Origin of the sequence: Streptomyces sp. NBC_00597, from assembly GCF_041431095.1 — a bacterium.
Classification (GTDB): Bacteria; Actinomycetota; Actinomycetes; order Streptomycetales; family Streptomycetaceae; genus Streptomyces.
This window is the reverse complement of the sequence record NZ_CP107757.1, coordinates 4,092,659-4,117,988: the sequence shown is the minus strand read 5'-3', so window position 1 is coordinate 4,117,988 and position 25,330 is coordinate 4,092,659. Positions and strand designations below refer to the sequence as shown.

General features: G+C 73.1%; 18 protein-coding genes and 1 tRNA gene. 10 read left to right on the top strand and 9 right to left on the bottom strand.

Going from position 1 to position 25,330, the window contains the following annotated elements; translation table 11 throughout:
• Window positions 1–65 precede the first annotated feature (65 nt).
• Window positions 66–137: transfer RNA gene (locus OG974_RS18315), tRNA-Gln, on the bottom strand.
• A 186-nt stretch (window positions 138–323) separates the two neighbouring features.
• Here OG974_RS18315 and OG974_RS18310 point away from each other — a divergent pair.
• Window positions 324–1,595, top strand: coding sequence for a histidine kinase (locus OG974_RS18310; RefSeq protein WP_327283770.1), 1,272 nt, complete (start codon window positions 324–326; stop codon window positions 1,593–1,595).
• A 72-nt stretch (window positions 1,596–1,667) separates the two neighbouring features.
• Here the strand turns inward: OG974_RS18310 and OG974_RS18305 are convergent, their stop codons facing one another.
• Both OG974_RS18305 and OG974_RS18300 read right to left on the bottom strand, forming a co-directional pair.
• Window positions 1,668–2,180 (bottom strand): SUKH-3 domain-containing protein, encoded by a 513-nt coding sequence (locus tag OG974_RS18305; RefSeq protein ID WP_327283769.1) that lies wholly within the window; start codon window positions 2,178–2,180, stop codon window positions 1,668–1,670.
• A gap of 11 nt (window positions 2,181–2,191) precedes the next feature.
• A complete protein-coding gene (locus OG974_RS18300) occupies window positions 2,192–2,791 on the bottom strand; it encodes a YwqJ-related putative deaminase (protein WP_327283768.1) in 600 nt (199 codons plus the stop codon).
• Window positions 2,792–3,021: 230 nt separating this feature from the next.
• Here OG974_RS18300 and OG974_RS18295 point away from each other — a divergent pair, with 230 nt between their 5' ends.
• From OG974_RS18295 to OG974_RS18285, 3 genes are all read left to right on the top strand, one after another.
• On the top strand, window positions 3,022–4,017 hold the full coding sequence (locus OG974_RS18295; RefSeq protein ID WP_327283767.1) for an SMI1/KNR4 family protein: 996 nt from the start codon (window positions 3,022–3,024) through the stop codon (window positions 4,015–4,017).
• A 7-nt stretch (window positions 4,018–4,024) separates the two neighbouring features.
• Window positions 4,025–6,481: an SUKH-4 family immunity protein gene (locus OG974_RS18290; RefSeq protein WP_371643757.1), complete on the top strand. Its 2,457-nt coding sequence runs from the start codon at window positions 4,025–4,027 to the stop codon at window positions 6,479–6,481.
• 135 nt (window positions 6,482–6,616) lie between these two features.
• Window positions 6,617–7,498, top strand: a complete 882-nt coding sequence (locus tag OG974_RS18285) for a cellulose-binding protein (protein ID WP_371643755.1) — start codon at window positions 6,617–6,619, stop codon at window positions 7,496–7,498.
• A 56-nt stretch (window positions 7,499–7,554) separates the two neighbouring features.
• Here the strand turns inward: OG974_RS18285 and OG974_RS18280 are convergent, their stop codons facing one another.
• Entirely contained in the window at window positions 7,555–8,115 is a 561-nt protein-coding gene (locus OG974_RS18280) for an ABATE domain-containing protein (protein WP_371643754.1), read from the bottom strand.
• Between the two features lie 81 nt (window positions 8,116–8,196).
• Between OG974_RS18280 and OG974_RS18275 the strand changes: the two genes are divergently transcribed.
• On the top strand, window positions 8,197–9,054 hold the full coding sequence (locus OG974_RS18275; RefSeq protein WP_327283763.1) for an alpha/beta hydrolase: 858 nt from the start codon (window positions 8,197–8,199) through the stop codon (window positions 9,052–9,054).
• Between the two features lie 20 nt (window positions 9,055–9,074).
• On the opposite strand, the gene OG974_RS18270 is transcribed toward OG974_RS18275, so the two are convergent.
• Both OG974_RS18270 and OG974_RS18265 read right to left on the bottom strand, forming a co-directional pair.
• Entirely contained in the window at window positions 9,075–9,947 is an 873-nt protein-coding gene (locus OG974_RS18270) for a hypothetical protein (RefSeq protein WP_371643751.1), read from the bottom strand.
• Window positions 9,948–10,064: 117 nt separating this feature from the next.
• A complete protein-coding gene (locus OG974_RS18265) occupies window positions 10,065–11,720 on the bottom strand; it encodes an MFS transporter (RefSeq protein WP_371643749.1) in 1,656 nt (551 codons plus the stop codon).
• A gap of 351 nt (window positions 11,721–12,071) precedes the next feature.
• Here OG974_RS18265 and OG974_RS18260 point away from each other — a divergent pair, with 351 nt between their 5' ends.
• The 3 genes from OG974_RS18260 (at window position 12,072) to mfd (ending at window position 19,158) form a co-directional block, all read left to right on the top strand.
• Window positions 12,072–12,848 (top strand): ABC transporter ATP-binding protein, encoded by a 777-nt coding sequence (locus OG974_RS18260; RefSeq protein ID WP_371643747.1) that lies wholly within the window; start codon window positions 12,072–12,074, stop codon window positions 12,846–12,848.
• Window positions 12,849–12,904: 56 nt separating this feature from the next.
• Entirely contained in the window at window positions 12,905–15,430 is a 2,526-nt protein-coding gene (locus OG974_RS18255; protein ID WP_327285673.1) for an FtsX-like permease family protein, read from the top strand.
• Window positions 15,431–15,624: 194 nt separating this feature from the next.
• Window positions 15,625–19,158 (top strand): transcription-repair coupling factor, encoded by a 3,534-nt coding sequence (gene mfd / locus OG974_RS18250; RefSeq protein ID WP_327283759.1) that lies wholly within the window; start codon window positions 15,625–15,627, stop codon window positions 19,156–19,158.
• A gap of 102 nt (window positions 19,159–19,260) precedes the next feature.
• Here the strand turns inward: mfd and OG974_RS18245 are convergent, their stop codons facing one another.
• Together OG974_RS18245 and OG974_RS18240 are read right to left on the bottom strand one after the other, a co-directional pair.
• Complete coding sequence (locus OG974_RS18245) at window positions 19,261–19,443, bottom strand: antitoxin (protein ID WP_327283758.1); 183 nt, start codon at window positions 19,441–19,443, stop codon at window positions 19,261–19,263.
• A gap of 85 nt (window positions 19,444–19,528) precedes the next feature.
• Window positions 19,529–20,374 carry a hypothetical protein gene (locus OG974_RS18240; RefSeq protein WP_371643745.1) on the bottom strand — a complete coding sequence of 282 codons (846 nt, stop codon included), beginning with the start codon at window positions 20,372–20,374 and terminating at the stop codon, window positions 19,529–19,531.
• 278 nt (window positions 20,375–20,652) lie between these two features.
• Between OG974_RS18240 and OG974_RS18235 the strand changes: the two genes are divergently transcribed.
• Window positions 20,653–21,246 carry a hypothetical protein gene (locus OG974_RS18235; RefSeq protein WP_327283756.1) on the top strand — a complete coding sequence of 198 codons (594 nt, stop codon included), beginning with the start codon at window positions 20,653–20,655 and terminating at the stop codon, window positions 21,244–21,246.
• Window positions 21,243–22,751, top strand: coding sequence for a serine/threonine-protein kinase (locus tag OG974_RS18230; protein WP_327283755.1), 1,509 nt, complete (start codon window positions 21,243–21,245; stop codon window positions 22,749–22,751). The genes OG974_RS18235 and OG974_RS18230 overlap by 4 nt, the downstream gene beginning before the upstream one ends.
• A 42-nt stretch (window positions 22,752–22,793) precedes the next feature.
• Here the strand turns inward: OG974_RS18230 and OG974_RS18225 are convergent, their stop codons facing one another.
• The gene (locus tag OG974_RS18225) at window positions 22,794–25,187 is read right to left on the bottom strand and encodes a YfhO family protein (RefSeq protein WP_327283754.1); all 2,394 of its coding nucleotides are present in this window, start codon (window positions 25,185–25,187) and stop codon (window positions 22,794–22,796) included.
• Window positions 25,188–25,330 lie beyond the last annotated feature (143 nt).

Genomic DNA, 25,330 nt, shown 5'->3' with positions numbered 1-25,330 from the left:
GGGCGTTACGGGCCCCTAACGAGGGCGGGTCCCGACCGTGCCGGCCGGGACCCGAACCTGAAAAGCTCCCCCGCCAGGACTCGAACCCGGACATAAGGCACCAAAAGCCTCAGTGCTGCCAATTACACCACAGGGGATAATTTCCGACTAAACCGGACATTACGCCCTTGCGGTCGAGTCGACGGCACCTACTATGCCGCACCACCGCCCCTCGATGCGACGGTATGGATCACTGTTCGCCGGGGGGTTTGCCGTTTCCGGTCCTCCGGTTTCCCGGAATTCCGCCCGGCTGTGCGCCGGGGGCGCTGCGTACGCTGGACGGCATGACCTATACGGGGGAAGAGCAAGGGGCCGGGCGGGACGGGCCGCTGTGGTGGGAGCGGCGGCGCGGGGCCGTCCTCGACGTGGGGCTCGCGGCCGTGTCCGCGGTCGAGTGCGCCGTCGAGGGGGTGCCCTTCGCGCGCGAGGCCGGGGTGCCGGTGGCCGTCGGGGTGCTGTTCGGGCTCCTGGTGGGGTCCACGCTCGTACTGCGGCGGCGCTGGCCGATCGCCGTGGTGCTGGTCGGGATCGCCGTGGCGCCGGCCGCGATGGGGTTCCTGCTCGGGGTGGTCGGGCTGTACACGCTCGCCGCCTGCGAGGTGCCCCGGCGGATCACCGCGACGCTGGCCTCGATGTCGCTGGTCGCGACGTTCGTGGTGATGTACCTGCGGACCAGCGGGAACCAGGGGGCCTCGCGTTCGCTCGTCATCATCCTGTCCGTGTTCGTGGCGGTCGCGCTGACCGTGCCGCCGGTGCTGCTCGGCCTCTACATAGGGGCGCGCCGCCGGCTGATGGAGAGCCTGCAGGAGCGGGCGGACTCGCTGGAGCGGGAGCTGTCGCTCCTGGCGGACCGGGCGGAGGAGCGGGCCGAGTGGGCCCGTACGGAGGAGCGGACGCGGATCGCGCGGGAGATGCACGACGTGGTGGCGCACCGGGTGTCGCTCATGGTGGTGCACGCGGCCGCGCTGGAGGCGGTGGCCGCCAAGGACCCGGCGCGGGCGGCGAAGAACGCGGCGCTGGTGGGGGACATGGGGCGGCAGGCGTTGACGGAGCTGCGGGAGATGCTGGGGGTGCTGCGGGCGGCCGAGTCGCCGAAGCGGGCGCCCGTGAGGGTGCCGGTGGCCGCCCTGGTGGGGGGCTTCGAGGACGGGCCCGGGCCCACGCTGGGTGAGCTGGAGGTCCTGGTCGGGCAGTCGCGGGCGGCCGGGATGGCCGTGGAGCTGGATGTCCGCGGTGCGGGGTCGGGGTATCCGGCGGAGGTGGAGCAGACCGCGTACCGGGTGGTGCAGGAGGCGCTGACCAACTGCCACAAGCACGCGCCGGGCGCGGAGGTCGTGGTGCGGCTGGCTCACCGGCAGGGTGAGGTGGCCATGCAGGTGGAGAACGGACCGTGCGGGGCGGACGTGCTCCAGCCGGAGCTGCCGAGCGGCGGGAACGGGCTGGTCGGGATGCGGGAACGGGTGCTCGGGCTGGGCGGCGTGTTCGTGTCCGGTCCGACGGACGGGGGCGGCTTCAAGGTCTCTGTGGTCCTCCCCCGGGGTGCCCGGCAGAACTGACGCGGCGCCCCGCCCGGCCCCCGGCCGTGCCGCCGTGGGGCCGGGCCCGGCCGCGGCCGGGCCGGCGTCGGGTCAGGGAGCCGTGGTGAGGCGGGTGGGTTGGAGGCCCGTCAGCAGGAGGGTCAGGGCTTCGTCCACGCCTGCGCCGAGGTACCAGTCGCCGGTGTGGTCGATGCCGTAGACGCGGCCTTCGCGGTCGATGGCGAGGTGCGAACCGCCGTCGGAGTCGACGCCGAGCGGGCACAGCTGGGTGGAGAGGGCGCGGCCGAGGTCGGCGAAGGTGCGGGCCAGGTGGAGGCCGGTGAGGGGGTCGAGGCGGACCGGGACCGGTGCGGTCTGGCGGCCGGGCCCGGCGGCGGTGACGGTGAGCCCGCCGAACTCGGCCCAGGCTTCGACGGCCGCGGGGAAGACGGTGTGCCGGTGGCCGGCGGGGGTGGTGTGGTCCCGGAGGGCGTCGGCCCAGAACTCCGCCTGCTTGATGTCCCAGCGGCCGGGCTCCCAGCCGGCGGTGCGCAGGGCGGTGTCCACGGCGGTGGGGAAGCGGGTGGCCGAGGAGCGGTCGTAGGAGGCTGAGGAGGTGCTCATGGTGGCGGAGGTCAGGCCTTCTCTGACGCGGGGGTGAGGTCGACGGCGCGTACGCCGAAGTGTGCGAGGAGTGCTTCGCAGGAGCGGCAGGGGGGCGCGTAGCTGCCGTGCAGCGGGTCGCCGTCCTCGCGGATGCGACGGGCGGTGATCTTGGACTGTTTGAGGGAGCGACGGGCCTCGTTGGCCGTGAGGGGTTTGCGGGAGGCGCGCCGGCTGCGGGCGTTCTCCACGGCGGTGAGGTGGCGGGAGACCAGGATGGCTTCCGGGCAGCGGCCCGTGAAGCGTTCCCGCTGGCCGCTGGTGAGGGTGTCGAGGAAGTCCTGGACGAGGTGGTGCAGGGAGGGCGGCTGGTCGGCCTTGCCCGCGGTGCCGGTGAGGGTTTCGCCGCGTACGGAGAGGGCGGCGGCGATGGTCGGGAGGATGCCGTCGCGGCGGAAGCGCAGGACGGGTGCGGCGGGTCGGCCGTCGGCGCTGCTCCAGCGCAGGCGTGGGTCGCCGGCCGGGGCGGCCGGCTGTCCGGTCGCGGGTCCGCCCGGCCCGCCCTGTCCGCTCTGGTCGCCCGGTCCCGAGGCGCCGTCGGCCGTGTCCGAGCGTGTCGCCGTGTTCTGCATGGTCGCGCCTTCCCTCCCGTGGCGGCGGTGTCGGCCGCTGTCGCGCACGCCCCCGTGCTGAGGGGACAGCCTGTCAAATGTCCCCTGTCGTGTGGAAGCGGGGTCGAATATTCGTATCAATTCGGATGTTCCTGGCCGTCGTGCGGCCCCGGGGGTCGCGGGCGGGTGCCCCTCTTGCCGGACCACATAGGCTGTGGTGAACCAGCCAGATCCAGCAGGGGGCTACCGCCATGACGACAGGTCGGCTCGGGCAGCAGGCCGTGCCACCCAACGCCGCGTACTCGGGGCAGGTCGTGCATTTCCCGGACCCGGTCCGGGCCGCTCGGCATCCCCACGGGGTACGCATGGACGCGGACGGACATCCCGACTTCTCCCCGTACGCGCGAGCGGCGGTGGAGATCGCCGAACCCCCGGAGGGCTTCGGCGTGGACGAGCTGCGGCTGACGGACTACGTGTCCGCGAACGCGGCGATGCAGGCGGCCGGTCATGCGCTGTGGGACACCGTCGGGCCGGTGGCGACCCCGCACGGCTGGACCTGGCACCACGTGGCGAAGACGCGGCGGATGGAACTGGTCCCGGTCGAGGTGAAGGCGCTGCTGCGGCATCACGCGGGGCTGGCCACGGCGCCGGTCGACCACGACAAGCGCGGTACGCGTCCGTTGCAGGAGGTGCGCCCGGCGCACCTGGGGCTGCCCAAGGCGGTGGTCTCGGTCTCCGAGGAGGCGGTGCAGGGCGTCGAGGAGGACCTCGGCTACCGGCTGCCGGAGGCGTACCGCGCGTTCCTGAAGGCGGCGGGCGGCTGTGCGCCGGTGGGCGCCGGGCTCGACGTGGACCTCGGTGTGCTGGTGGACCAGCCGTTCTTCACGGTGCGTGAGGAGGCGGCGGTCAACGACCTCGTGTACGTCAACAAGTGCCTGCGCGACCACCTGACGAAGGACTACCTGTGCGTGGCCTTCGCCCAGGGAGGTCTGCTCGCGGTGAAGGTGAGGGGCGCGTCGGTCGGCTCGGTGTGGTTCTCCCCGTACGACGACGCGCGCGACCAGGACGGCTGGTCGGTACAGGAGCGCGTGGAGCGTTTGTTGCTGCCGTGCGGTGCCGATTTCGATGCCTTTCTTGAGCGGTTGGCGGGCAACCCGCCGGAGTTGGAAACGGTGGCCGGTCTGATGGTGGACGGCGGATTCGCACGCTCGGTTCCCGTGTCGGGTGCGGCACCGGTGGAGGGGTGACGGCGCGATGGTGACGTTTGCGCAGGCGCAGGAGCGCGCCGAGGAGTGGATCAACGGTGACGTGCCCGCGTACCAGCACCGAGAGGTGCGCGTACGGGAGTTCGGGCTCGGGTTCGTGGTGTGGGCGGAGGACCGCGCGGCCGCTCCGGTGTCCGGTGGCGGCCGGCAGCGGCTGGTCATCGCGCGGGACAGCGGTGAGGTGACGCTGTGGCCGGGGCTGCCGGTGGGTGAGGTGATCCGCCGGTACGAGGAGGAGTACGGTGCCGCGGCCGCGCCGGTGGCGGAGGCCTCGGTGCCGACGCCGCGGATCGACTCGGAGCAGACCTCGTTCATGCTGAGTCCGCCGGAGTGGCTGCAGGAGGCGGCGGACCGGGCGGGGATTCCGCCGGCGACTCCGGCTCCCGCGCCGGTGGCCGCTGCGGAGCCCGTGGTTCCGGCTGCCCCGGCCGCGCCGGCTCCGGCACCGGCTCCCGTTCAGGTCCCCGCGCCCGAGCCGGTGGAGGCGGTTCCGCTGCGCCGCGAGGTGCCGTACGAGCCGACCTCGAACGAGGGGGTGCCGGTCGGGGCCACGCCGTGGGCCGGGACCGATGTGAATTCCGGTGCGGACGACGTGTCCGTACCGCTGCCCGCGACGGTGTTCGCGCCGCCGCTGTCGGGCTCGGACTTGGAGGACGTGGCGCCGCCGTCCGGCGGGGCCTCCGAGGCCAAGACCACGCTCATGGCCGGGGGCAGCCAGCTCCCGAGGACCGCGATCGCGCCGGCCCTGCACCTCGGGGCCGATGCGGGCGGCCCGGACGCCGGGTCCATCGCCGACGCGCCGACGAGCAGGGCCCAGCTCTCCCGGCCGGGTACGCCGCCCGCTACGCCGCCGGGTCCGCCCGGTGCTCCCGGTGCCGGTCAGCCTCCGGCGCCCCCGGCTTCGCTGGGGCGTGGGTTGGACCATGCGGCGACGATGCTGGCGGGTCCGGCCGTGACGGGTCAGCCTCCGGCGCCTCCGGGTCCGCCCGGCGCTCCGGGTGCTCCGGGTGCGGGTCAGCCTCCGGCGCCTCCGGGTCCGCCGGGTGCTCCGGGTTCGCTGGGGCGTGGGTTGGACCATGCGGCGACGATGCTGGCGGGTCCGGCCGTGACGGGTCAGCCTCCGGCGCCTCCGGGTCCGCCCGGCGCTCCGGGTGCTCCGGGTGCGGGTCAGCCTCCGGCGCCTCCGGGTCCGCCGGGTGCTCCGGGTTCGCTGGGGCGTGGGCTGGACCATGCGGCGACGATGCTGGCGGGTCCGGCCGTGACGGGTCAGCCTCCGGCGCCTCCGGGTCCGCCCGGCGCTCCCGGTGCCGGTCAGCCGCCCGCGCCCCCCGGCCCGCCCGGGGGCGGGCTCGACCATGCCGCGACGATGCTGGCTGGTCCGGCCGTGACGGGTCAACCGCCGGCGCCTCCCGGTCCCCCCGGGCAGCCGCAAGCCGGTCCCGCGGCGCAGGCCCCGGTCCCCACCGGTGCGCCGACGGTCGGCCCGGGGTACCAGGCGGTCCTGCGCTACCGCGCGCCCGACGGCTCCGAGCAGCAGCTCATCCGGCGTTCGGCACCCGGTACCCCGCACCCCGAGTGGCAGATCCTGCACGAGCTGCGCGCGATGAACGTGCCGCCGCAGCAGGTGCTGGAGCTGCACACCGAGCTGGAGTCGTGCGAGCTGCCGGGTGGTTACTGCGCCCGGATGATCCGGGAGACCTGGCCGCAGGTCCGGATCACGAGCGTGGCCCCGTACGGCAAGGACCACGCCGGTCGTCAGCAGGGCATGCGGCACCTGCTGACCCATCAGGGTGAGCTGCACCAGGTGGCGGACGGTCCGGCGCGCCCCGCGCCGGTACGGACGCCGCTGGCGCAGGTGCCGCTCCAGCCGGCGATTCCGCTGGATGCCATCGGCGCGGAGCTGGCCGGGGCGTTCGGTCCGCAGGGTGTGTTCCGTTTCGATCAGCGGGCGGTGTCCCGCCAGGGTGTGCCGGAGATCGTGGCGCAGACCCTGGTGTGGGCGGGTCTGCCGACGGACTTCGGTCCGTTCTTCTGGGCGCAGGCGGTGCCGGGTCAGCCGGTGCCCACGCTCGCCGAACTGGCCGCGCAGCGGCAGGTGCAGGCGGCGTCCGACGCGGGTTCGTACCTGGTCGTGGGCAGTGACTTCGGCAAGGCGCTGTGCGTGCAGTACGGGACGGCGCACATAGTGGCGGTTCCGGTGGAGGCCGGTCCGGGTGGCGCTCCGGTGCCGCCGCAGTTCGTGAATTCGAGCCTGCCGCAGTTCGCCCGTTCGCTGGCGATGATGGGTCACATGTGGCGGCTGCGCCAGCATCTGACGCCGGAGCAGGCGGGGCGCTGGACCGTCGATTTCCAGACGAATCTGGCGGGGCTCGACAGTGCGGCGCTGGCGTCGCCGGAGAGCTGGTGGTCGGTGCTGTTGGAGCAGATGTGGGACGGATTGCTCTGATCGGATGATCAGGTGATTGGCCGGGCCGGGACCCTCGTACAGGGTCCCGGCCCGGCCATTCCGGCTTCTGAGAGCAAATGGCGCATCCTTGACGGGAATCCCCCCGAGAGAGGCGCTTCCAGGATGACTGCACCCATGTCACCTCACGGACCGGGTTTCGCGACCGTACGAGGTCGCGGCTACCGCGTGGACGATGTCGACCGGTATCTGGCCCGGCTCTCCGGCAGCCGGGACGAGGCGTGGGAGCGGGTGGCGCGGCTGACCGTGCTGGCGAAGCGGATGGAGGAGGAGGCGGGCCGGCTGCGCGAGGCGGTGGCCGCGCTGGCCCCGCAGACGTACGACGAGCTGAGCGAGCGGGCCCGGCGGATCCTGCTGCTGGTGGAGGAAGAAGCGGACACCGTACGCCGGGACGCCCGGGCGGACGCGGTGGACGCGACGGGTGCGGCAGAGGCGTATGCGGACCGGGTGGCGGAGCTGGCCCGGCTCGACGCGGAGGCTGTGCGCGAGCAGACGGAGGTCCGGGCGCGGCAGGGGCTGCTGCGGGCGGAGCGGGAGGCCGATGCGGTCCGGTCGGAGGCCAGGGACGATGCGGGGGAGTGGCGCTCGCAGGCGCAGGCGGCCCTGACGGAGATGCGGCGCCGGTCGGACGCGCTGCTGGCGGACCGCGAGCAGGAGCACGTGGAGCGGTGGGACGCGGCGCAGCGGGAGCTGGCGGAGCGGGAGGCCGATCTGGAGGCTCGGCACGCGGAGCTGGAGCGGTTCGCGGAGGGCCGGCTGGCGGAGGCGCGGCGCGGCTACGCGGAGGCCGAGGAGTCGGCGCGGCACGGGCAGGAGGACGCGGAAGCGCGGGCGGCGGAGCTGCTGGCGGAGGCCGGGATCCAGGAGGAGCGCACGGGCCGTGAGACCGAGCGGATCCTGAGGGAGCACGGGGAGGCGCAGGAGGAGATGCGGGCCCATATGAACCACGTCCGCTCCAGCCTGGCGGCGTTGACGGGCCGGGCCCCGGCGGAGGGGTGACGAGGACGCAGGGCTGACGAGGTCGCCGGCCCCCGGCCCCGGCCCGTCCGGCCCGGTCAGGGTTTGTGGCGGGCGTAGTAGCGGGCGACCCGGGCCCGGTTGCCGCAGGCCGAGGCCACGCACCAGCGGCGCCGCGGGTGGGCCGGCAGGAACAGCAGGACGCAGTCGGCGCCCTCGCACTCCCGGACTTCCCGCACGCGGGGGTCCGTCAGGAGTTCTGCGGCCGCCTGCGCGAGTTCCGCCGCGAGCCGCCGGGCGGGGGTGCTGGTGCGGTGCGGTGCCACCGTGAAGCCGGTGTCCGGGGTCCAGGCGAGTTCGTGGTGGGCCGGGGCGGCCGCCGACGCCTCGTTCAGTGCGCGCAGGGCGTCGGCCGGGGGCCGTTCGCCGCGCCGCGCGGCCGCGAGCGCCGCGCCGGCCGCCTCCCGTACGGCGTGTACGGCGGCCACTTCGACCGGACCCGCTTTCGCGATCGGCCCGAGCCTGCCTTCCTGGGCGGCCAGCCAGGCCGCGAGCCCTTCCGGACCGGCGATCAGATCGCCCGCACCGGTGGGCCGGGTGTTGAGCAGGTCCAGGGCGAGGGGTTCGCCGGTGAGCGGGAACGTGGGGGGCGCCGTCATGCGGCTAATGCTACCGGAACCACTTGACCCGTTAGGAATTGACGGTGAAACTAATGGAACTTAGATCTCTGGAGGCATGTGATGCAGCTCGTCCACCACCGCACCGCCGATGTGCGCGGGGTCCGCGTCGCCTACCGCGAGAGCGGCCCGGCCGACGGCCCGGTCCTGCTTCTCCTGCACGGGTTCCCCACCTCCTCGCACCAGTTCGCCCGGCTGATGGACGCGCTCGGCGGTACCCCGTACCGGCTGATCGCCCCCGACTACCCAGGCTTCGGCCGCACCGAGACCCCGGACGGGTTCACGTACACCTTCGACCGGCTCGCCGACGTCGTGGAGGGCTTCACCGACGCCCTCGGGCTGGAGCGCTACGCGCTCTACGTCTTCGACTTCGGCGCCCCCGTCGGGCTGCGGCTCGCCGCGCGCCGGCCCGAGCGGGTGACGGGCCTGATCGTGCAGAACGGCAACGCGTACGAGGAGGGGCTCTCCGACGCGGCCCGCGAGTTCGCAGGACTGCGGCGCGACGTGCCGGGCAACGAGGAACGGGTGCGGAAGCTCTTCACCGCGGAGGGCACCCGCTTCCAGTACGAGACCGGCGTCGCCGACACCGGCCTGATCTCCCCCGACGGCTGGACCCTCGACGTGCACTACCTCGGCCTGCCGGGGCGCGCCGACGCACAGGCCGACCTGGCCTTCGACTACGCCTCCAACTTCGCCCACTACCCCGCCTGGCAGGCCTGGCTGCGGGCCGCCCGGGTGCCAGTCCTGGTCGTATGGGGCGCGGGGGACCCGTTCTTCACCCCGGCGGGCGCGAAGGCGTACCTGCGGGACGCGCCGGACGCCGAGGTGCACGTCTTCGAAGGGGCGGGGCACTTCGCACTGGAGACGCACCTCGGGGAGATCGCCCCGCTGATCGGCGGGTTCCTCGCGAAACTCCCGTGACCGACCCCGCCCCGCGGGCGCTAGCCGGCGGCCGGCTGCTGGGCTGGCGCCGGCTGCTGGGCCGGTGCCGGTGCCGGTGCCGCGGGCGTGTAGCGGTAGGGGTCGCTGCGCAGGCCGCGGGAGGAGACCACCACCGTGAAGGTGGCGGGCGCGGTGGCCGGCAGCTGCGCCGCCAGGGTGCCCGTGGCCGGGTCGTACTCTGCCGCCAGCGCGGTGGAGTCGATCTCGATCCGCGCCTCCGGGCCGAAGCCGCCGCCCTCGACGACGAGCGCGGTGCCCGCCACCGTCACGCACGTGATCACCGGATTCGCGCGCGTGGCCATCTTGTTCACCAGGTACGCCCCGGCCGGTGCGCCCGTCAGCGCCCAGATCTCGGCGGGCAGGCGGGGCAGTCCGCCGCCCACGTCGGAGACGAAGAACAGCACCACGTACAGCATGGTGACCGCGCTGAGCGCCACGTACTGGAGGTCGACCAGGTCGGTGCGCCCGCTGTCGTTCGCGATCAGCTCGCGCAGCGGCCGCTGCCCGGAGGTGGTCGGCTTCGGGGCGGGTTTGGCCATGCTGCCGTTCTCCACGCGGATGCCGACGACGGTCTTCGCCGCGATCAGGGCCACGTACGGGCCCCCGAGCAGCGGCAGGTACACGGTGGTCAGGGAGGACAGCGGGCCGTGCTCCCCGGTGAACCAGCCGACGCCGCCGCCCGCGGTGAGCCCGTACGCGAGGATCGTCAGCAGGAGCCAGACCAGGATCACGGTCCAGGCCAGTGCCAGGGTGGTGGAGGTGGAGAGCCGGCCGTCGCGGCCGGTGATGAAGCCGGGACGGCGGCGCAGCCGCCAGCCGATCGGCCCGGCCACGGCAGCCAGTAAGGCCAGTGCGAAGAGTGCGGAAGCCATGTTCGTCCCCCCGGAGTACAGCTCGGTTGCAGGACTCCGAGGTGTACTCCGTTGACCGGGGCCATGACAAGCCGCAGCGGGCGTGCCCCGCCGGTCCTCACCGGTCCCACACAGGAGCTAGTCCTCCCGCTGCTCCTCCAGGATCGGGAAGTGCCGCGGGGCCACGAGCAGCAGGACCAGCAGGGCCGCCACGGCCGCGGCGGTCGCGCCGAGGAAGATGTGGTCCACGGCGACGGACACCGACTCGCGCAGGTAGTCGGCGGCGACGCGGGGGAGCAGCTCCGGCCGGTCGAGGGCCTTGGACACGCCGTCGAGGTGGTCCGGCAGCCCGGTCATGGGGGCGTGCGCCAGCCGGGCGGCGATGGTCGCGTTGGCGACGGCCCCGAACAGGGCGGCCCCGAGGCTCTGCCCGACCTGGCGGCAGAACAGCACCGAGGCCGTCGTCGTACCGCGCTCGGACCAGCCCACGGTGGACTGGACCCCGACGATCAGCGGCAGCTGGAACAGGCCGAGGGCCGCGCCCAGCAGCAGCATGATCAGCGTGGGCTGCCAGGGTCGGGCGGGATGGGGCAGCAGCGTGAACGCGAGCAGGATCACGGCGGCCAGCGAGATCCCGACGGCCGCGGAGTTGCGGAAGCCGATGCGCCGGTAGACGTGCTGGCTGAAGGCGGCGGACACGGGCCAGCTGAGGGTCATCGCGGACATGACGAGCCCGGCGCTGACGGGTCCGAGGCCGAGGACGGACTGGGCGTACGTCGGGACGAAGACCAGCGGGGCGACCATGAGCAGGCCGAGTGCGCCGAGGGCCAGGTTCACGGCGGCGATGGTGCGCCGGCGCCACACCCACCCGGGCAGGATCGGTTCTTCGGCCCGGCGTTCGATCGCGACGACCACGGCCGCCAGGGCCGCGCTCGCGCCGAGCAGGCCGAGGGAGGGCACGGACAGCCAGGGCCAGGCGACCCCGCCCTGTACCAGCGCGAAGAGCAGTAGTCCGCCGCAGGCGAAGACGCCGAGCGCGCCCGCCCAGTCGATCGGGCCGCGCCGCCCGGGGGACCGCACGGGTTCGACGAGGTGGCGGGCGAGCATCCACAGGGCCAGACCGCCCAGCGGCAGGTTGATCAGGAAGATCCAGCGCCAGTCGGCGTACGCCGCGATGAACCCGCCGAGTGCCGGGCCGGCCACGGCGGAGGCGGCCCAGACCGAGGACATCCTGGCTTGGATCTTCGGGCGCTCCTTCAGCGGGTACAGGTCGGCGGCCAGGGTCTGCACGGTGCCCTGGAGCGCGCCGCCGCCCAGGCCCTGGACGAGGCGGAAGGCGATGAGGGCGGCCATGTTCCAGGCGAGCGCGCACAGCAGGGAGCCGAGGAGGAACAGGGCTATGCCGAAGAGCAGGACGGGCTTGCGGCCGAAGGTGTCGGAGAGCTTGCCGTAGACCGGGAGGGTGACGGTGACGGCGAGCAGGTAGCCGGCGAAGAGCCAGGAGAAGACGGCGAAGCCGCCGAGGTCGCCGACGATCTGGGGCACTGCGGTGGAGACGATGGAGCTGTCGAGGGCGACGAGGGCCATGGCCAGCATGAGGGCGGTGACCAGCGAGGTGCGCGGACCCCGCCCGCCGGCACCGGCCCCGCCGCCCGGGTGCGCGGACGCCCCCGCCGTGCCGGTCTTGGCCGATATGCCGCCGCCGGCCGGGCCGTCACCGCCCTTCCCTGTGGCGTCCCCGGTGCGCTCGCCCGTGCTCTCCTCCGCGCCCACCAAGATCCTTTCACTGTGCACGTACCTGTGGAGAACACCCTCTCATCACGGGGTATCCGGCGGTATCCCCCCGGTATCCCCCAGAACCGGTCCACCAAAAGGTGGAGAACCCCTAGGGGTTGCTCCTCACAAGGGTCCAGGGGCCGTTCGTCCCGGCGGAGGAGGAAGTCCGCCCCGCGACGTCCTTAACTGGTTCATACGAGCGGGGGTGGGGCTAACCCCCCGGTGGATACGGCGACGGGCACCAGCGCGCCGGACGCCTCCGCCCCGCAGACTTCACGACGGCACCACAGCGAAAACCAGCCACGCACGCCGGTAACGGCCACACGCGCAGCAACGCAACCAACGAGGGGAAGCACCGTGACAACGGCTATGACCGAAACCAGGCACGGGGGTACTGGAGGGCATGGAGCCGTCGCGGCCCGGGCGCGCAAGGTCGTCAAGGCCTACGGCGCCGGGGAGACCCGCGTGGTCGCCCTCGACGAGGTGGACGTCGACATCGAGCGCGGCCGGTTCACGGCGATCATGGGCCCCTCCGGCTCCGGCAAGTCCACGCTGATGCACTGCCTCGCCGGTCTCGACACGGTGACCAGCGGGCAGATCCACCTGGACGACACCGAGATCACCGGGCTGAAGGACAAGAAGCTCACGCAGCTGCGCCGCGACCGGATCGGCTTCATCTTCCAGGCCTTCAACTTGCTGCCCACGCTCAACGCCCTGGAGAACATCACGCTCCCGATGGACATAGCGGGCCGCAAGCCCGACGCGGAGTGGCTGAACCGGGTCGTGGAGACCGTCGGCCTCGCGGGCCGCCTCAAGCACCGCCCGACCGAGCTCTCCGGCGGCCAGCAGCAGCGCGTGGCCGTGGCCCGCGCCCTCGCGGCCCGCCCGCAGATCATCTTCGGCGACGAGCCCACCGGAAACCTGGACTCCCGGGCCGGCGCCGAGGTTCTCGGCTTCCTGCGCCGCTCGGTCGACGAGCTCGGCCAGACGATCGTGATGGTCACGCACGACCCGGTGGCCGCCTCGTACGCCGACCGGGTGATCTTCCTCGCAGACGGCCGGATCGTGGACGAGTTGTACGGGCCCACCGCCGACCAGGTGCTGGACCGCATGAAGGACTTCGACGCGCGCGGGCGGACCTCGTGAGCGCGGGCACCGTACTGAAGACCTCGCGGCGCAACTTCGTCGCCCACAAGGGGCGGATGGCGCTCTCCGCCATCGCCGTCCTGCTGTCCGTCGCCTTCGTCTGCGGCACGCTGGTGTTCACCGACACCATGAACACCACCTTCGACAAGCTGTTCGCCGTCACCAGCTCCGACGTCACGGTCAGCCCGAAGGAGGCCGCGGGCGGCGAGGACGTCGCGAACCGCGGCAAGCCCGAGGCGCTGCCCGCCTCGGCCGTCGAGCAGGTCAAGAAGGCCGAAGGCGTCGAGAGCGCCGAGGGTGGCGTCGTCTCGACGTCCGTCACGCTCGTCAACGCCAAGAACGAGAACCTCGGCTCGACCACCGGCGCCCCGACCGTCGCGGGCAACTGGAACGACAACGAGCTCAAGTCCATGAAGATCACCTCGGGTCAGGCCCCGCGCGGCCCGGCCGAGATGATGGTCGACGCCGACACCGCCGAGAAGCACCACGTGAAGCTGGGCGACGAACTGCGCACCATCGCCGTCACCGGCGACGTCCGCGCGAAGGTCACCGGCATCGCCACCTTCACCGTGACCAATCCGGGTGCGGCGATCGTCTACTTCGACACCGCCACCGCGCAGGAGAAGCTGCTCGGCGGACCCGGTCTCTTCACGCACGTCAACGTCACCGCCAAGGACGGGGTCAGCGACGAGCAGCTGAAGCGGAACATCGCCACGGCCGTCGGCGCGGACACGTACAAGCTGCAGACCGCGAAGGAAGCCGCGGACGCCAACCGCAAGGACGTCGGCTCCTTCCTCGACGTCATGAAGTACGTGATGCTCGGCTTCGCCGGGATCGCCTTCCTGGTCGGCATCTTCCTGATCTTCAACACCTTCTCGATGCTGGTCGCCCAGCGCACCCGCGAGATCGGCCTGATGCGCGCCATCGGCGCCGACAGCGGCCAGGTGCTCAAGTCCGTGATCGTCGAGGCCTTCCTTCTCGGCCTGGTCGGTTCGGTCCTCGGTGTCGGCGCCGGTGTGGGCCTGGCCGTCGCACTGATGAAGCTCATGGGTCAGATGGGCATGCACCTGTCCACCGACGACCTGACCGTCGCCTGGACCACGCCGGTCGTCGGCCTGGTGCTCGGCATCATCGTCACCGTCGTCTCGGCCTTCATCCCGGCCCGCCGGGCCGGCAAGGTCTCTCCGATGGCCGCCCTGCGCGACGCCGGCACCCCCGGCGACAAGAAGGCCGGCCGCATCCGGGCCGCCGTGGGCCTGGTCCTCACCGGCATCGGCGGCGCGGGCCTGCTCCTCGCCGCGGCCGCCGACAAGGCCGCGGCCGGCTCGCTCTGGTTGGCGATGGGCGTGCTGTTCACCCTCATCGGCTTCATCGTGATCGGCCCGCTGCTCGCCGGCGGCGTGGTCCGGCTGCTCTCCGGCGTGGTCCTGCGGCCCTTCGGGTCCGTCGGGCGCCTCGCCGAACGCAACGCCCTGCGCAACCCGCGCCGCACCGGCGCCACCGCCGCCGCACTGATGATCGGGCTGGCGCTGGTGGCCTGCCTGTCGGTGGTCGGCTCCTCGATGGTGGCCTCCGCCACCGACGAGCTCGACAAGTCGGTGGGCGCCGACTACATCATCGCCTCCGAGAACGGCCAGCCGGTCGTGCCGCAGGCCGAGCAGGCACTGCGGGCGACGAAGGGCCTCGCCCACGTCACCGCCTACCGCGGCCTGGAAGTGAAGGTCACCGGCCCGGACGGCTCCGTCAAGGACGACCACGTCAGCGTCACCGACCCGAGCTACGCCGAGGACGTCCGGCGCAAGATGACCTCCGGCGTGCACGCGGCCGCGTACGGCAGTGGAGCGATGTCGGTCGGCTCGATCTACGCCAAGGAGCACGGCGTCAAGGTCGGCGACGAGATGACGCTCGCCTTCACCGGCGGCAAGACCGCCAAGCTGAAGGTCGCCGCGATCACCTCCGACGAGGGCAACCTCGACAAGGGCGTGATGTACGTGGCCACCGCGACGGCCGAGCAGTACGTGCCCGCGGACCGCATGCCGCGGCCCTTCATGCTCCTGGCCAAGGCCGCCGACGGGAAGTCGGAGACCGCGTACACGGCCGTCAAGGCGGCGCTCGCCGAGTACCCGCAGTACAAGGTGCGCAACCAGACCGACTACAAGAAGGCCCTCAAGGACCAGGTCGGCCAGTTGCTGAACATGGTCTACGGGCTCCTCGCCCTCGCGATCATCGTGGCTGTCCTGGGCGTCGTGAACACCCTGGCCCTCTCCGTGGTCGAGCGGACCCGAGAGATCGGCCTGATGCGCGCCATCGGCCTCTCCCGCCGCCAGCTGCGCCGCATGATCCGCTTGGAGTCGGTGGTCATCGCCCTCTTCGGCGCCCTGCTGGGCCTCGGCCTGGGCATGGGCTGGGGAACCAGCGCGCAGCAGCTGCTCGCCCTGCAGGGACTGAAGGTCCTGGAGATCCCCTGGCCGACGATCATCGGCGTCTTCGCCGGGTCGGCCTTCGTAGGCCTGTTCGCCGCACTGGTCCCGGCCTTCCGGGCGGGGCGGATGAACGTACTGAACGCGATCGCGAGCGAGTAGCTCCGCGGTCGTTCGGGGGAACGCCGGCCCCGGTCAGCCCTTCGGGGGCGGGCCGGGGCCGACGTCGTCCCTCCGCGCCGTGGCCGCAATCCCTCGCGCGGGTGCGGGAGCGGCGTCGTAGGGTGGGAACCCCCGGCCCGTGAGACGTGTCGGGTCCTTCGCGTTGCCCCTCCACCGGACGGAAGCCTCCTTTCATGAGCCTGCACGGACTGCTCGACGCCGTCACCCGGGACCCGGCCCTCGCCGAGGCGGTCACCGCGGCCGGGGACGGCAACCGCATGCACGTGGACCTCGTCGGACCGCCCGCCGCACGGCCCTTCGCCATCGCCGCGCTGGCCGCCAAGACGGAGCGGACCGTGCTCGCGGTGACCGCCACCGGCCGGGAGGCCGAGGACCTGGCCGCCGCGCTGCGGTCCTTCCTGCCGCCCGACGAGGTCGCCGAGTACCCGTCCTGGGAGACCCTTCCGCACGAGCGGCTCTCCCCGCGCAGCGACACCGTGGGCCGGCGGCTCGCCGTACTGCGCCGCCTCGTGCACCCCAGCAAGGACGACCCGGCAGCAGGGCCGGTCTCCGTCGTCGTCGCGCCGATCCGGTCCGTGCTCCAGCCGCAGGTCAAGGGGCTCGGGGAGCTGGTTCCGGTGAGCCTGCGGCACGGCGAGAGCGTCGATCTGGGGGAGGTCACGGAGGCGCTGGCCGCGGCCGCGTACGCCCGCGTCGAGCTCGTCGAGAAGCGCGGTGAGTTCGCCGTGCGCGGCGGCATCCTCGACGTGTTCCCGCCCACCGAGGAGCACCCGCTGCGCGTGGAGTTCTGGGGCGACGAGGTCGAGGAGATCCGCTACTTCAAGGTCGCCGACCAGCGGTCCCTGGAGGTCGCCGAGCACGGACTGTGGGCCCCGCCCTGCCGGGAGCTGCTGCTGACCGATGACGTACGGGAGCGGGCCGCGGCCCTCGCCGAGGAGCACCCCGAGCTCGGCGAACTCCTGAACAAGATCGCCGAGGGGATCGCGGTGGAGGGCATGGAGTCCCTCGCGCCGGTCCTCGTCGACGACATGGAACTGCTGATCGACGTGCTGCCGGCCGGGTCCATGGCCGTGGTGTGCGATCCGGAGCGGGTGCGCACCCGGGCCGCCGACCTGGTGGCGACCTCGCAGGAGTTCCTGATGGCGTCCTGGGCGGCGACCGCGGGCGGCGGACAGGCCCCGATCGACGTCGGCGCGGCCTCGCTGCGCGGCATCGCGGACGTCCGGGAGCACGCGCGCGGGCTGGGCATGATGTGGTGGTCGGTGTCCCCCTTCGCGGCGGACGACGCCGACCTGGCCGTGGACACCCTGGCGCTCGGCATGCGCGCACCCGAGGCCTACCGCGGCGACACCGCCCGGGCGCTCGCCGACACCAAGGGCTGGATCGCCGACGGCTGGCACACCGTCTACCTCACCGAGGGCCACGGCCCGGCCGCCCGCACCGTCGAGGTGCTCGGCGGCGAGGGCATCGCGGCCCGGCTGGAGGCGGACCTGCGGACGCTGGAGCCGTCCCTCGTCCACGTGTCGTGCGGCTCCCTCGACAACGGGTTCGTGGACCCGGCGCTGAAGCTGGCCGTCCTCACCGAGACCGATCTGACCGGCCAGCGCACCGCCACCAAGGACCTCGGCCGGATGCCGACGCGGCGCCGCAAGTCCATCGACCCCCTCACCCTGGAGGTCGGCGACTACATCGTCCACGAGCAGCACGGCGTCGGCCGCTACATCGAGATGGTGCAGCGCACCGTCCAGGGCGCCACCCGCGAGTACCTCCTCGTCGAGTACGCCCCCGCCAAGCGCGGCCAGCCCGGCGACCGCCTCTACATCCCCACCGACCAGCTGGAGCAGGTCACCAAGTACGTCGGCGGCGAAGCCCCGACCCTGCACCGGCTCGGCGGCGCCGACTGGACGAAGACCAAGGCGCGCGCGAAGAAGGCGGTCAAGGAGATCGCCGCCGACCTGATCCGGCTGTACAGCGCGCGGATGGCGGCCCCCGGCCACACCTTCGGCCCGGACACCCCCTGGCAGCGCGAACTGGAGGACGCCTTCCCGTACGCGGAGACGCCCGACCAGCTCACCACGATCGCCGAGGTCAAGGAAGACATGGAGAAGTCGGTCCCGATGGACCGGCTGATCTGCGGCGACGTCGGCTACGGCAAGACCGAGATCGCGGTGCGGGCGGCCTTCAAGGCGGTGCAGGACGGCAAGCAGGTCGCCGTCCTCGTCCCCACCACGCTCCTCGTGCAGCAGCACTTCGGGACCTTCTCCGAGCGCTACGGCCAGTTCCCGGTCAACGTGAAGGCGCTGTCCCGCTTCCAGTCCGACACCGAGTCCAAGGCCACCCTGGAGGGCCTCAAGGAGGGCTCGGTCGACGTGGTCATCGGTACGCACCGGCTGTTCTCGCAGGAGACGAAGTTCAAGGACCTGGGCCTGGTCATCGTCGACGAGGAGCAGCGCTTCGGCGTCGAGCACAAGGAGCAGCTGAAGAAGCTGCGCGCCAACGTCGACGTGCTGACCATGTCCGCGACGCCGATCCCGCGCACCCTGGAGATGGCGGTGACGGGCATCCGCGAGATGTCGACGATCACCACCCCGCCGGAGGAGCGCCACCCGGTCCTGACCTTCGTCGGCCCCTACGAGGAGAAGCAGATCGGCGCGGCCATCCGGCGCGAACTGCTGCGCGAGGGCCAGTGCTTCTACATCCACAACCGGGTCGAATCCATCGACCGGGCGGCCGCCAAGCTGCGCGAGATCGTGCCCGAGGCGCGGATCGCGACGGCGCACGGCCAGATGTCCGAACAGGCGCTGGAGCAGGTCGTCGTGGACTTCTGGGAGAAGAAGTTCGACGTGCTCGTCTCGACGACGATCGTCGAGTCCGGCATCGACATCTCCAACGCCAACACCCTGATCGTGGAGCGCGGCGACAACTTCGGCCTCTCCCAGCTGCACCAGCTGCGCGGCCGCGTCGGGCGCGGCCGCGAGCGCGGGTACGCGTACTTCCTCTACCCGCCTGAGAAGCCGCTGACCGAGACCGCGCACGAACGGCTCGCGACGATCGCCCAGCACACCGAGATGGGCGCGGGCATGTACGTGGCGATGAAGGACCTGGAGATCCGCGGCGCGGGCAACCTGCTGGGCGGCGAGCAGTCCGGCCACATCGCGGGCGTCGGCTTCGACCTCTACATCCGCATGGTCGGCGAGGCCGTGGCCGATTACCGCGCCGCCGTCGAGGGAGGAGTGGAGGAGGCGCCGCCGCTGGAGGTCAAGATCGAGCTGCCGGTCGACGCGCACGTCCCGCACGACTACGCGCCGGGCGAGCGGCTGCGCCTGCAGGCGTACCGGTCCATCGCGTCGGCGAACTCCGAGGCGGACATCAAGGCCGTACGGGAGGAGCTCCACGACCGGTACGGCAAGCTGCCGGAGCCGGTGGAGAACCTGCTGCTCGTGGCGGGGCTGCGCATGCTGGCGCGGGCCTGCGGGGTCGGCGACATCACCCTCCAGGGGGTCAACATCCGCTTCGGGCCGGTGGAGTTGCGCGAATCGCAGGAGCTGCGGCTGAAGCGGCTCTACCCGGGCTCGGTCCTCAAGCCGGCCACCTCGCAGGTGCTGGTCCCGCGGCCGAAGACCGCCCGGGTGGGCGGCAAGCCGCTGGTCGGGCGGGAACTGCTGGCCTGGACCGGGGAGTTCCTCACCACGATCCTCGGGTCGTAGCCCGCCTGCGGCGCCGCGTGCGGCGGGAGCCGCCGCACGCGCCTGCCCGGGAACCGGTAGTGCCGGTTCCCGGGCGTGGTCGGCACGGGGCCGCCGGTGGGGCTACCTGTTGGGGTCGTCGTCGATCCCCAGGCGCCGCTCAGCCTCCTGCTGGCCCTGGTCGACCTGTTGGGTGTACTTGCCGCCGGTCCGCTGGTTGATCTGCTGCTCGGTGGCGTCGGACGCCTGCTTCGCCTGCTTGCTGTGGCCCTGGAGCATGGCTTTGGCCTTGTCGAAGATCCCCATCCGAGGGCTCCTTCCATATCCCTTTTGCACGCTACGCGCGTTTCGGGGGATCCGCCCGCCGAGGCCGAGGGCCGGGCCGCAGGGCTCAGACCGATTCGGCGGGGACGCCGCTGCCCAGCTTCGACAGGTCCAGGACGTCCGCGCCTTCCGGCAGGGCCGTATCGACCGGCGTCCCGAAGGCCGAGAAGAGCATCTCCCCGGTCTCGTCACCCGACATGGTGGACTTGAGGACGTACGGAGTGCCCTGGGTGGCTATGTAGTCGGTCTCCGTGCCCTCTTTGGTCGCCGTGATGACCGCCAGCGCCTGCTTGCCGTCGATGGTGACCGTCTCGCCCTTGCGGGCGAGCGGGTTGGGTCGGCCACCGCCGCCCGTCAGCTTGTCCAGGTCGCAGATGTGCCCCACCGCCGACGCCCGGGCGTCGGAGAGCGGCATCTTGAGCCAGCGGTCGGCGAGCATCGTGACCATCGCGTCCGTCTGCTTCTTGGGCGTGTGCTTCTTCGCGGCCGTGCCCCGCCAGTAGTCGGCATCGCCCTTGAAGTGGATCAGCTCGGGGGACTTGACGATGTCCACCTTGCCCATCCCCTCGTACCGGATCGTGCCGTTGCAGCTGCCCTTCTTGTCCAGGGAGAGTTCGAACTCCGCCGGGTTGCCGTCCTCACGCATCTTCGCGGCGACACGGGCCGATTCGACCGTGCGCATGGCCTCGTGCGACCGGCTCAGGACCTCGGCGCCCGACAGGTCGGCGAGCCCGCCCGTCGACTTGCCCTTGGCAGCCGGCGGGGGCGTGGCCCCGGCCGGGACCTGCCCCGCGGCGCGGGCGTGCCTGCCGATGTCGGCGGCCTTGCTCCCGCCGACGGGCGCGCAGGCCGTCGTCACCCCGAACAAGGCCGTCGTGGCCAGTACCGAGACACCGATGGTCCGGCTCCGCATGTGGATTCCCCCCTGGAACGACAACTCGACGGCCGAGCGTAGTCGCCGCCGGTCAGGGGCCGTCGATGATTTCCGCGCGGCCGCGCGGCCCGCACGGCCCGCGGTCGGACGCAGGTGTGCGGCGACCCTGCAACGGTTGCGCGCATCCCCTCACGAGCGGCCGGAAACGCTGTATACGCTCAGACCCGAACTTTCGTCGACACGGTCCGTCAGGAGCAGCGATGCACGGCCCCGGCCTCCCGCCGCAGCAAGGCCCCCAGCCCAGTACCGGGGGAGTCGTGGCACTGCGCGTGCTGTTCGCCCTGCTGCCCGTCCTGAGCTGCGGCTTCCTGGGCTGGGGCACGATGCTGCGGCTCGCGGTCGTCACCCGCAAGCCCCGGGACTGGTGGCTGCTGGCCCTCAACTGCGTGCTCACCGTCGCCTGGATCGCGCTGATCGGCGCCGACCCGACCCCCAAAACCGACGGCTGGCAGGGCAACACCGGCGCCTTCGGCGTCATCCTGACCGGCTTCGCGACCTGCGTGTACTTCCTCGTCGCCGACATCCGCCACCACGAAGCCCGGGCCGTCGCGGCCCGGACCGGCGCCTGGTACCCGGCGCAGCCCGCGCCGTACGTGCCGCCGCAGCAGCAGCCCCGCCCCGCGTACGGCTACCCGCCGGTCCAGCAGACGCCGATCCCGACGCCGACGCCCACCCCGACGCCCAACCCGAACCCCGCGCCCGGCCCGGCCACCCCGCCGCGGATCGGGCAGGTGCGCGCCGAGCTCGACGAGCTGAGCGAACTGCTGCGCAAGCAGACGCCGCACCCGCACCCGAACCCGCAGGCGAACCCGAACACGCCCGGCAACGAGGGTGAGGGCCCGGCCCGGTGACGGACGACGACCGGATCATCGGCGAGCGCTACCGGCTGGCCTCCATCCTGGGGCAGGGCGGCATGGGCCAGGTCTGGACGGCGTACGACCAGCGCCTGGACCGCCGCGTCGCCGTCAAGCTGCTGCGCCCCGACAAGGTGGCGGGCCCCGGCTCCGTCGCCGACGAGCTGCGCCGCCGCTTCGTGCGCGAATGCCGGGTCACGGCGCAGGTCGACCACCCGGGCCTGGTGACGGTCCACGACGCGGGCAGCGACGGCGACGAGCTGTTCCTCGTCATGGGCCACGTCGAGGGCACCGACCTCGCGGACCACCTCGCGCAGCACGACCCGTACCCCTGGCCCTGGGCGGTCGCCGTGGTCGCGCAGCTGTGTGGGGTGCTGTCGGCCGTGCACGCGGTGCCGATCGTGCACCGCGACCTCAAGCCGCGCAACGTGATGGTCCGCCCGGACGGCACCGTGCTGGTCCTCGACCTCGGTGTCGCCTCGGTCATGGACACCGACACCACCCGCCTCACCAGCACCGGCACCCCGATCGGCAGCCCGGCGTACATGGCGCCCGAGCAGGCCATGGGCGGCGCGGTGGGCCCCTCCACCGACCTCTACGCCCTCGGCGTCCTGCTGTACGAACTCCTCAGCGGCAACGTCCCGTTCGCCGGGTCCACCGCGCTCGGCGTGCTGCACCGCCACCTGTACGAGCCGCCGGTCCCGGTGCGCAGGCTGCGCCCGGAGGTCCCGCACCAGTTGGAGGCGGTCCTGCTCCACCTCCTGGCGAAGGACCCGCAGGAGCGGCCCGCCTCCGCGCAGCAGGTGTACGAGGCCCTCGTGCCGCTGCTGCCCAAGGACGGCACCCCGAAGGGCGCGCTCGACCCGACCCGCCCCTTCCTGCGCCCGCACGCCCCCTGGCCGGACCGCGCCGCCACCATCCCGCCGCAGCCGTCCGCACCGCCGACGCCGGTCCGGCCGGACATCCCGGCCGCGGTGGACGAGGCCCGCAGCCTGCTGGACCAGGGCCGCCTCACCCAGGCCGTGGACATCCTCGGAGGCATCCTCCCGGCCGCCGCCGCCGAGCACGGCGAACACTCGCCGGTGGTCCGTTCCCTGCGCAAGCAGTACGCCGCCACGCTCATGGACGACGGCCAGTACCGCCGCGCCCTGCCCGAACTGCGCCGCCTCGCCGAGGAGTTCCCGGCCGGCGACGCCCAGGCCCTGCGCTTCCGCTACGACGCGGCCCAGTGCCTGGAGCAGCTCGGCGAGGCCGGGGCGGCCCTGGCCGAATACCGCTCCCTGCTCCCGCTGTTCGAGAACCACTACGCCAACCCGGACCCCGGCCTGCCGCTGGAGGTCCGCAGGCGGATAGCCCATCTCCAGCTCTCCATGGGCGACCGCATGGCGGCCCACGACACCCTGGCCCGCCTCCTGTTCGACGCGGACCGCGTCCACGGCCCGGCGCACCCCTTCTCCACGGAGGTACGCCGCACCCTCCACTGGCTCAGCCAGGTCCGCTGAGGCCCGCGGCGCCGCACGCCCCGGAGCGTGCCGCGCCGCGCCCTACGCGGACAGGGCGTGCTCGTCGGGCCGGGCGGTCCGTCCGGCCCGGGAACCGCGTCGGCGCTGCGCCGCCAGGAAGACGGCCAGGAGCAGCAGGGCCGTCGCCGCGACGGCCGTGCCCGGCAGGAGACCCGGGGGCCGGAAGGTGCAGCTGATCGTCGTGGTGCCGGGGGTCACGGGGACGGAGACCAGCCCCAGGTAGCCGGCGGCCGGGTGGCCGTTGCAGGTCCAGCCCGCGATCGCCGGGGACGACAGGACCGCCGTTCCCGTGGTGCCGGCCGGGACGGTGGCGCGGATGCCCGAGGAGCCGACCCGCAGCGAGGTCGGAGCCGTCGCTCGGAGCGCGGCCACCGCCGTGTCCAGGCGCCCGCGGTCCAGGCAGGACAGGGCCCGGCGCGGCGGCGCGGGAGCGTCGAAGACGAGGGCCGAGGAGGCGCCCCGGGAGGTGCCGAGCGGCTGGAGGGCCGCCCGGTTGCGGGGCGCGTTGCCGTTCAGCCGGAAGGCGGGACCGTCCGCGAGGCGGGCCGTCGCGTTGTACTCCGGGGCCCACAGGTAGGCCTCCGTGCCCGCGCGGCAGACCCCCGGCGCGACGGGGTCCTCGTACACGGCGGCGCCCAGCAGGAGTTCTTGGTTGGCGAACGGGGGCCCGTCCGCATAGGACGGTGCGGGTCCCGGCGGGCGGACGGTGATCAGCGGGGGCACCTGTGCGCGGCCGACCGTGCCGTCCGGGCGCAGCCGGGCGCCGACCGCGAACACCGCGTCCGTCACCGGGTTGTCGATGCTCTGCACGTTGCGCCCGCGCGAGGTCCAGCCCGCGCCGAGGGCCACCATCGTCCGCGTGAACACGTCCGGGGTGTGGCTGCTGTAGTACGCGCCGCCCTCCCCGCCGAGCAGCAGCGGATCGTTGCCCGACAGGGCCGGCCGGCTCGGGTCCGTGCGGTACCCGGGCCAGCCCTCCGCGCCGGCCAGGGCCGCGGAGCGCGCGGTGTGCGCCGCACCCCACGAGGGGTAGTCGTCCAGTCCGGCCAGCTTCCCCTTGTGCCCGAACGCCGTCGTCGCGGCCGCCTGTCCGACCAGTACCAGCGCCAGCACCCCGGCCGCCGGGAGGACCAGCCTGCGGTGGCGCAGGCACCACCAGGCCGCCGCCGCGAGCGCGAGCCCGCCACCGAACAGCCCGAACCCCCACGTCGTCGCCAGCGTGCTGCCGCTCGCCGCCAGCGCCGCCGCGGCCAGTACCGCCGTGCCCGCCGCCAGCGCCCGAGGCCCCGGCAGCCCGGCCGCCAGCGCGGTCCACGCGGCGATCACGGCCACCCCGGCCAGGACGAACGTCTGCCGGTAGGGGCTGCCGTTGGGGGTCGCGAACACGTGCCAGGCCAGGTGCGTCGGCGTCCACTGGAAGGAGACCAGCACGGCCGCGGTCAGCCCCGCCCACCACAGGCGGGTGCGCACCGGCACCGCCGCGTGGAAGGGCAGGGCCGCCACCAGCAGCAGCGTCCCCGTGCCCACGAACAGCGCCGGCGAAGAGAAGGAGTACGTCGCGGGCAGGATCCGCGCGAACACGTCCGGCCAGGACACCGGCTGGAACTGCCGCGTCCACCCCGGGTACGCCTGCTTCGAGCTCAGGAAGAGGGGGACCAGCACCGGAGCCGACACCGCGATGCCCAGCAGGGTCGTCGCCGCCCCGCGGGCGAGCACCCGCACCCGCGCCCGTACCCCCTCACGCGTCAACACCACCCGCACCAGGAGGACCAGCGCCGCGCCCAGCGTCGCCATGTACGCCGTGTAGAAGTTCGCCGTCCAGCACAGCGCGACCACGAGGACGGCGGCCGCCGGCCGGCGGCCCCGCAGCGCCCATTCCCCCGTCAGACACAGGAGCGGGAACGCGATCAGCCCGTCCAGCCACATCGGGTTGTACGAGGCCTCGATCACCGACCAGCCGCACAGCGCGTACGAGGCCCCCAGCAGCGCCGCCGCCCACCACGGCCCGCGGCGCTGGGTGCGCAGCAGCCAGACCATGGCCGCCGCCGCGGCCGCCGTCTTGAGCACGGTGACCACGTACACCGCGAGGTCGATGTCCTCGCGCGGGAAGAGGGCGACGAGCACCGCGAAGGGGCTGGAGAGGTACGTGCCGAAGTCGGGCAGGAAGCTCGTGCCGTAGCCGGACTGCCAGTTGAACAGCAGACCGCCCTGCGCCCGCCCGTGCAGGAGGTCCCACAGGTGGGCGTGGAAGGGGACGAACTGGTTGCCGAGGTCGTTGATGCTGCGGTGGCGGTGCCCGTACGGGAACACGCGGGCGACCGCGTCCCCGGTGCACACGGCCACCACCGTGATCAGGGCGGCGAGGGCCGAGCCGGACAGGCTCCGGCGGCGCGGCGAGCGGTGCGGTGTCGACATGGTGGGCCGACCTTGGCAGCACCGGTGGACCGGAGGGTGGCCACAGAGTGGCGGGCACATCAACAGACGCGCACCCCGACACCCCGGGAATCGTTGGTCGAACCGGTGGCTCCGATCACCCTGACTGCATACCATCGATCACC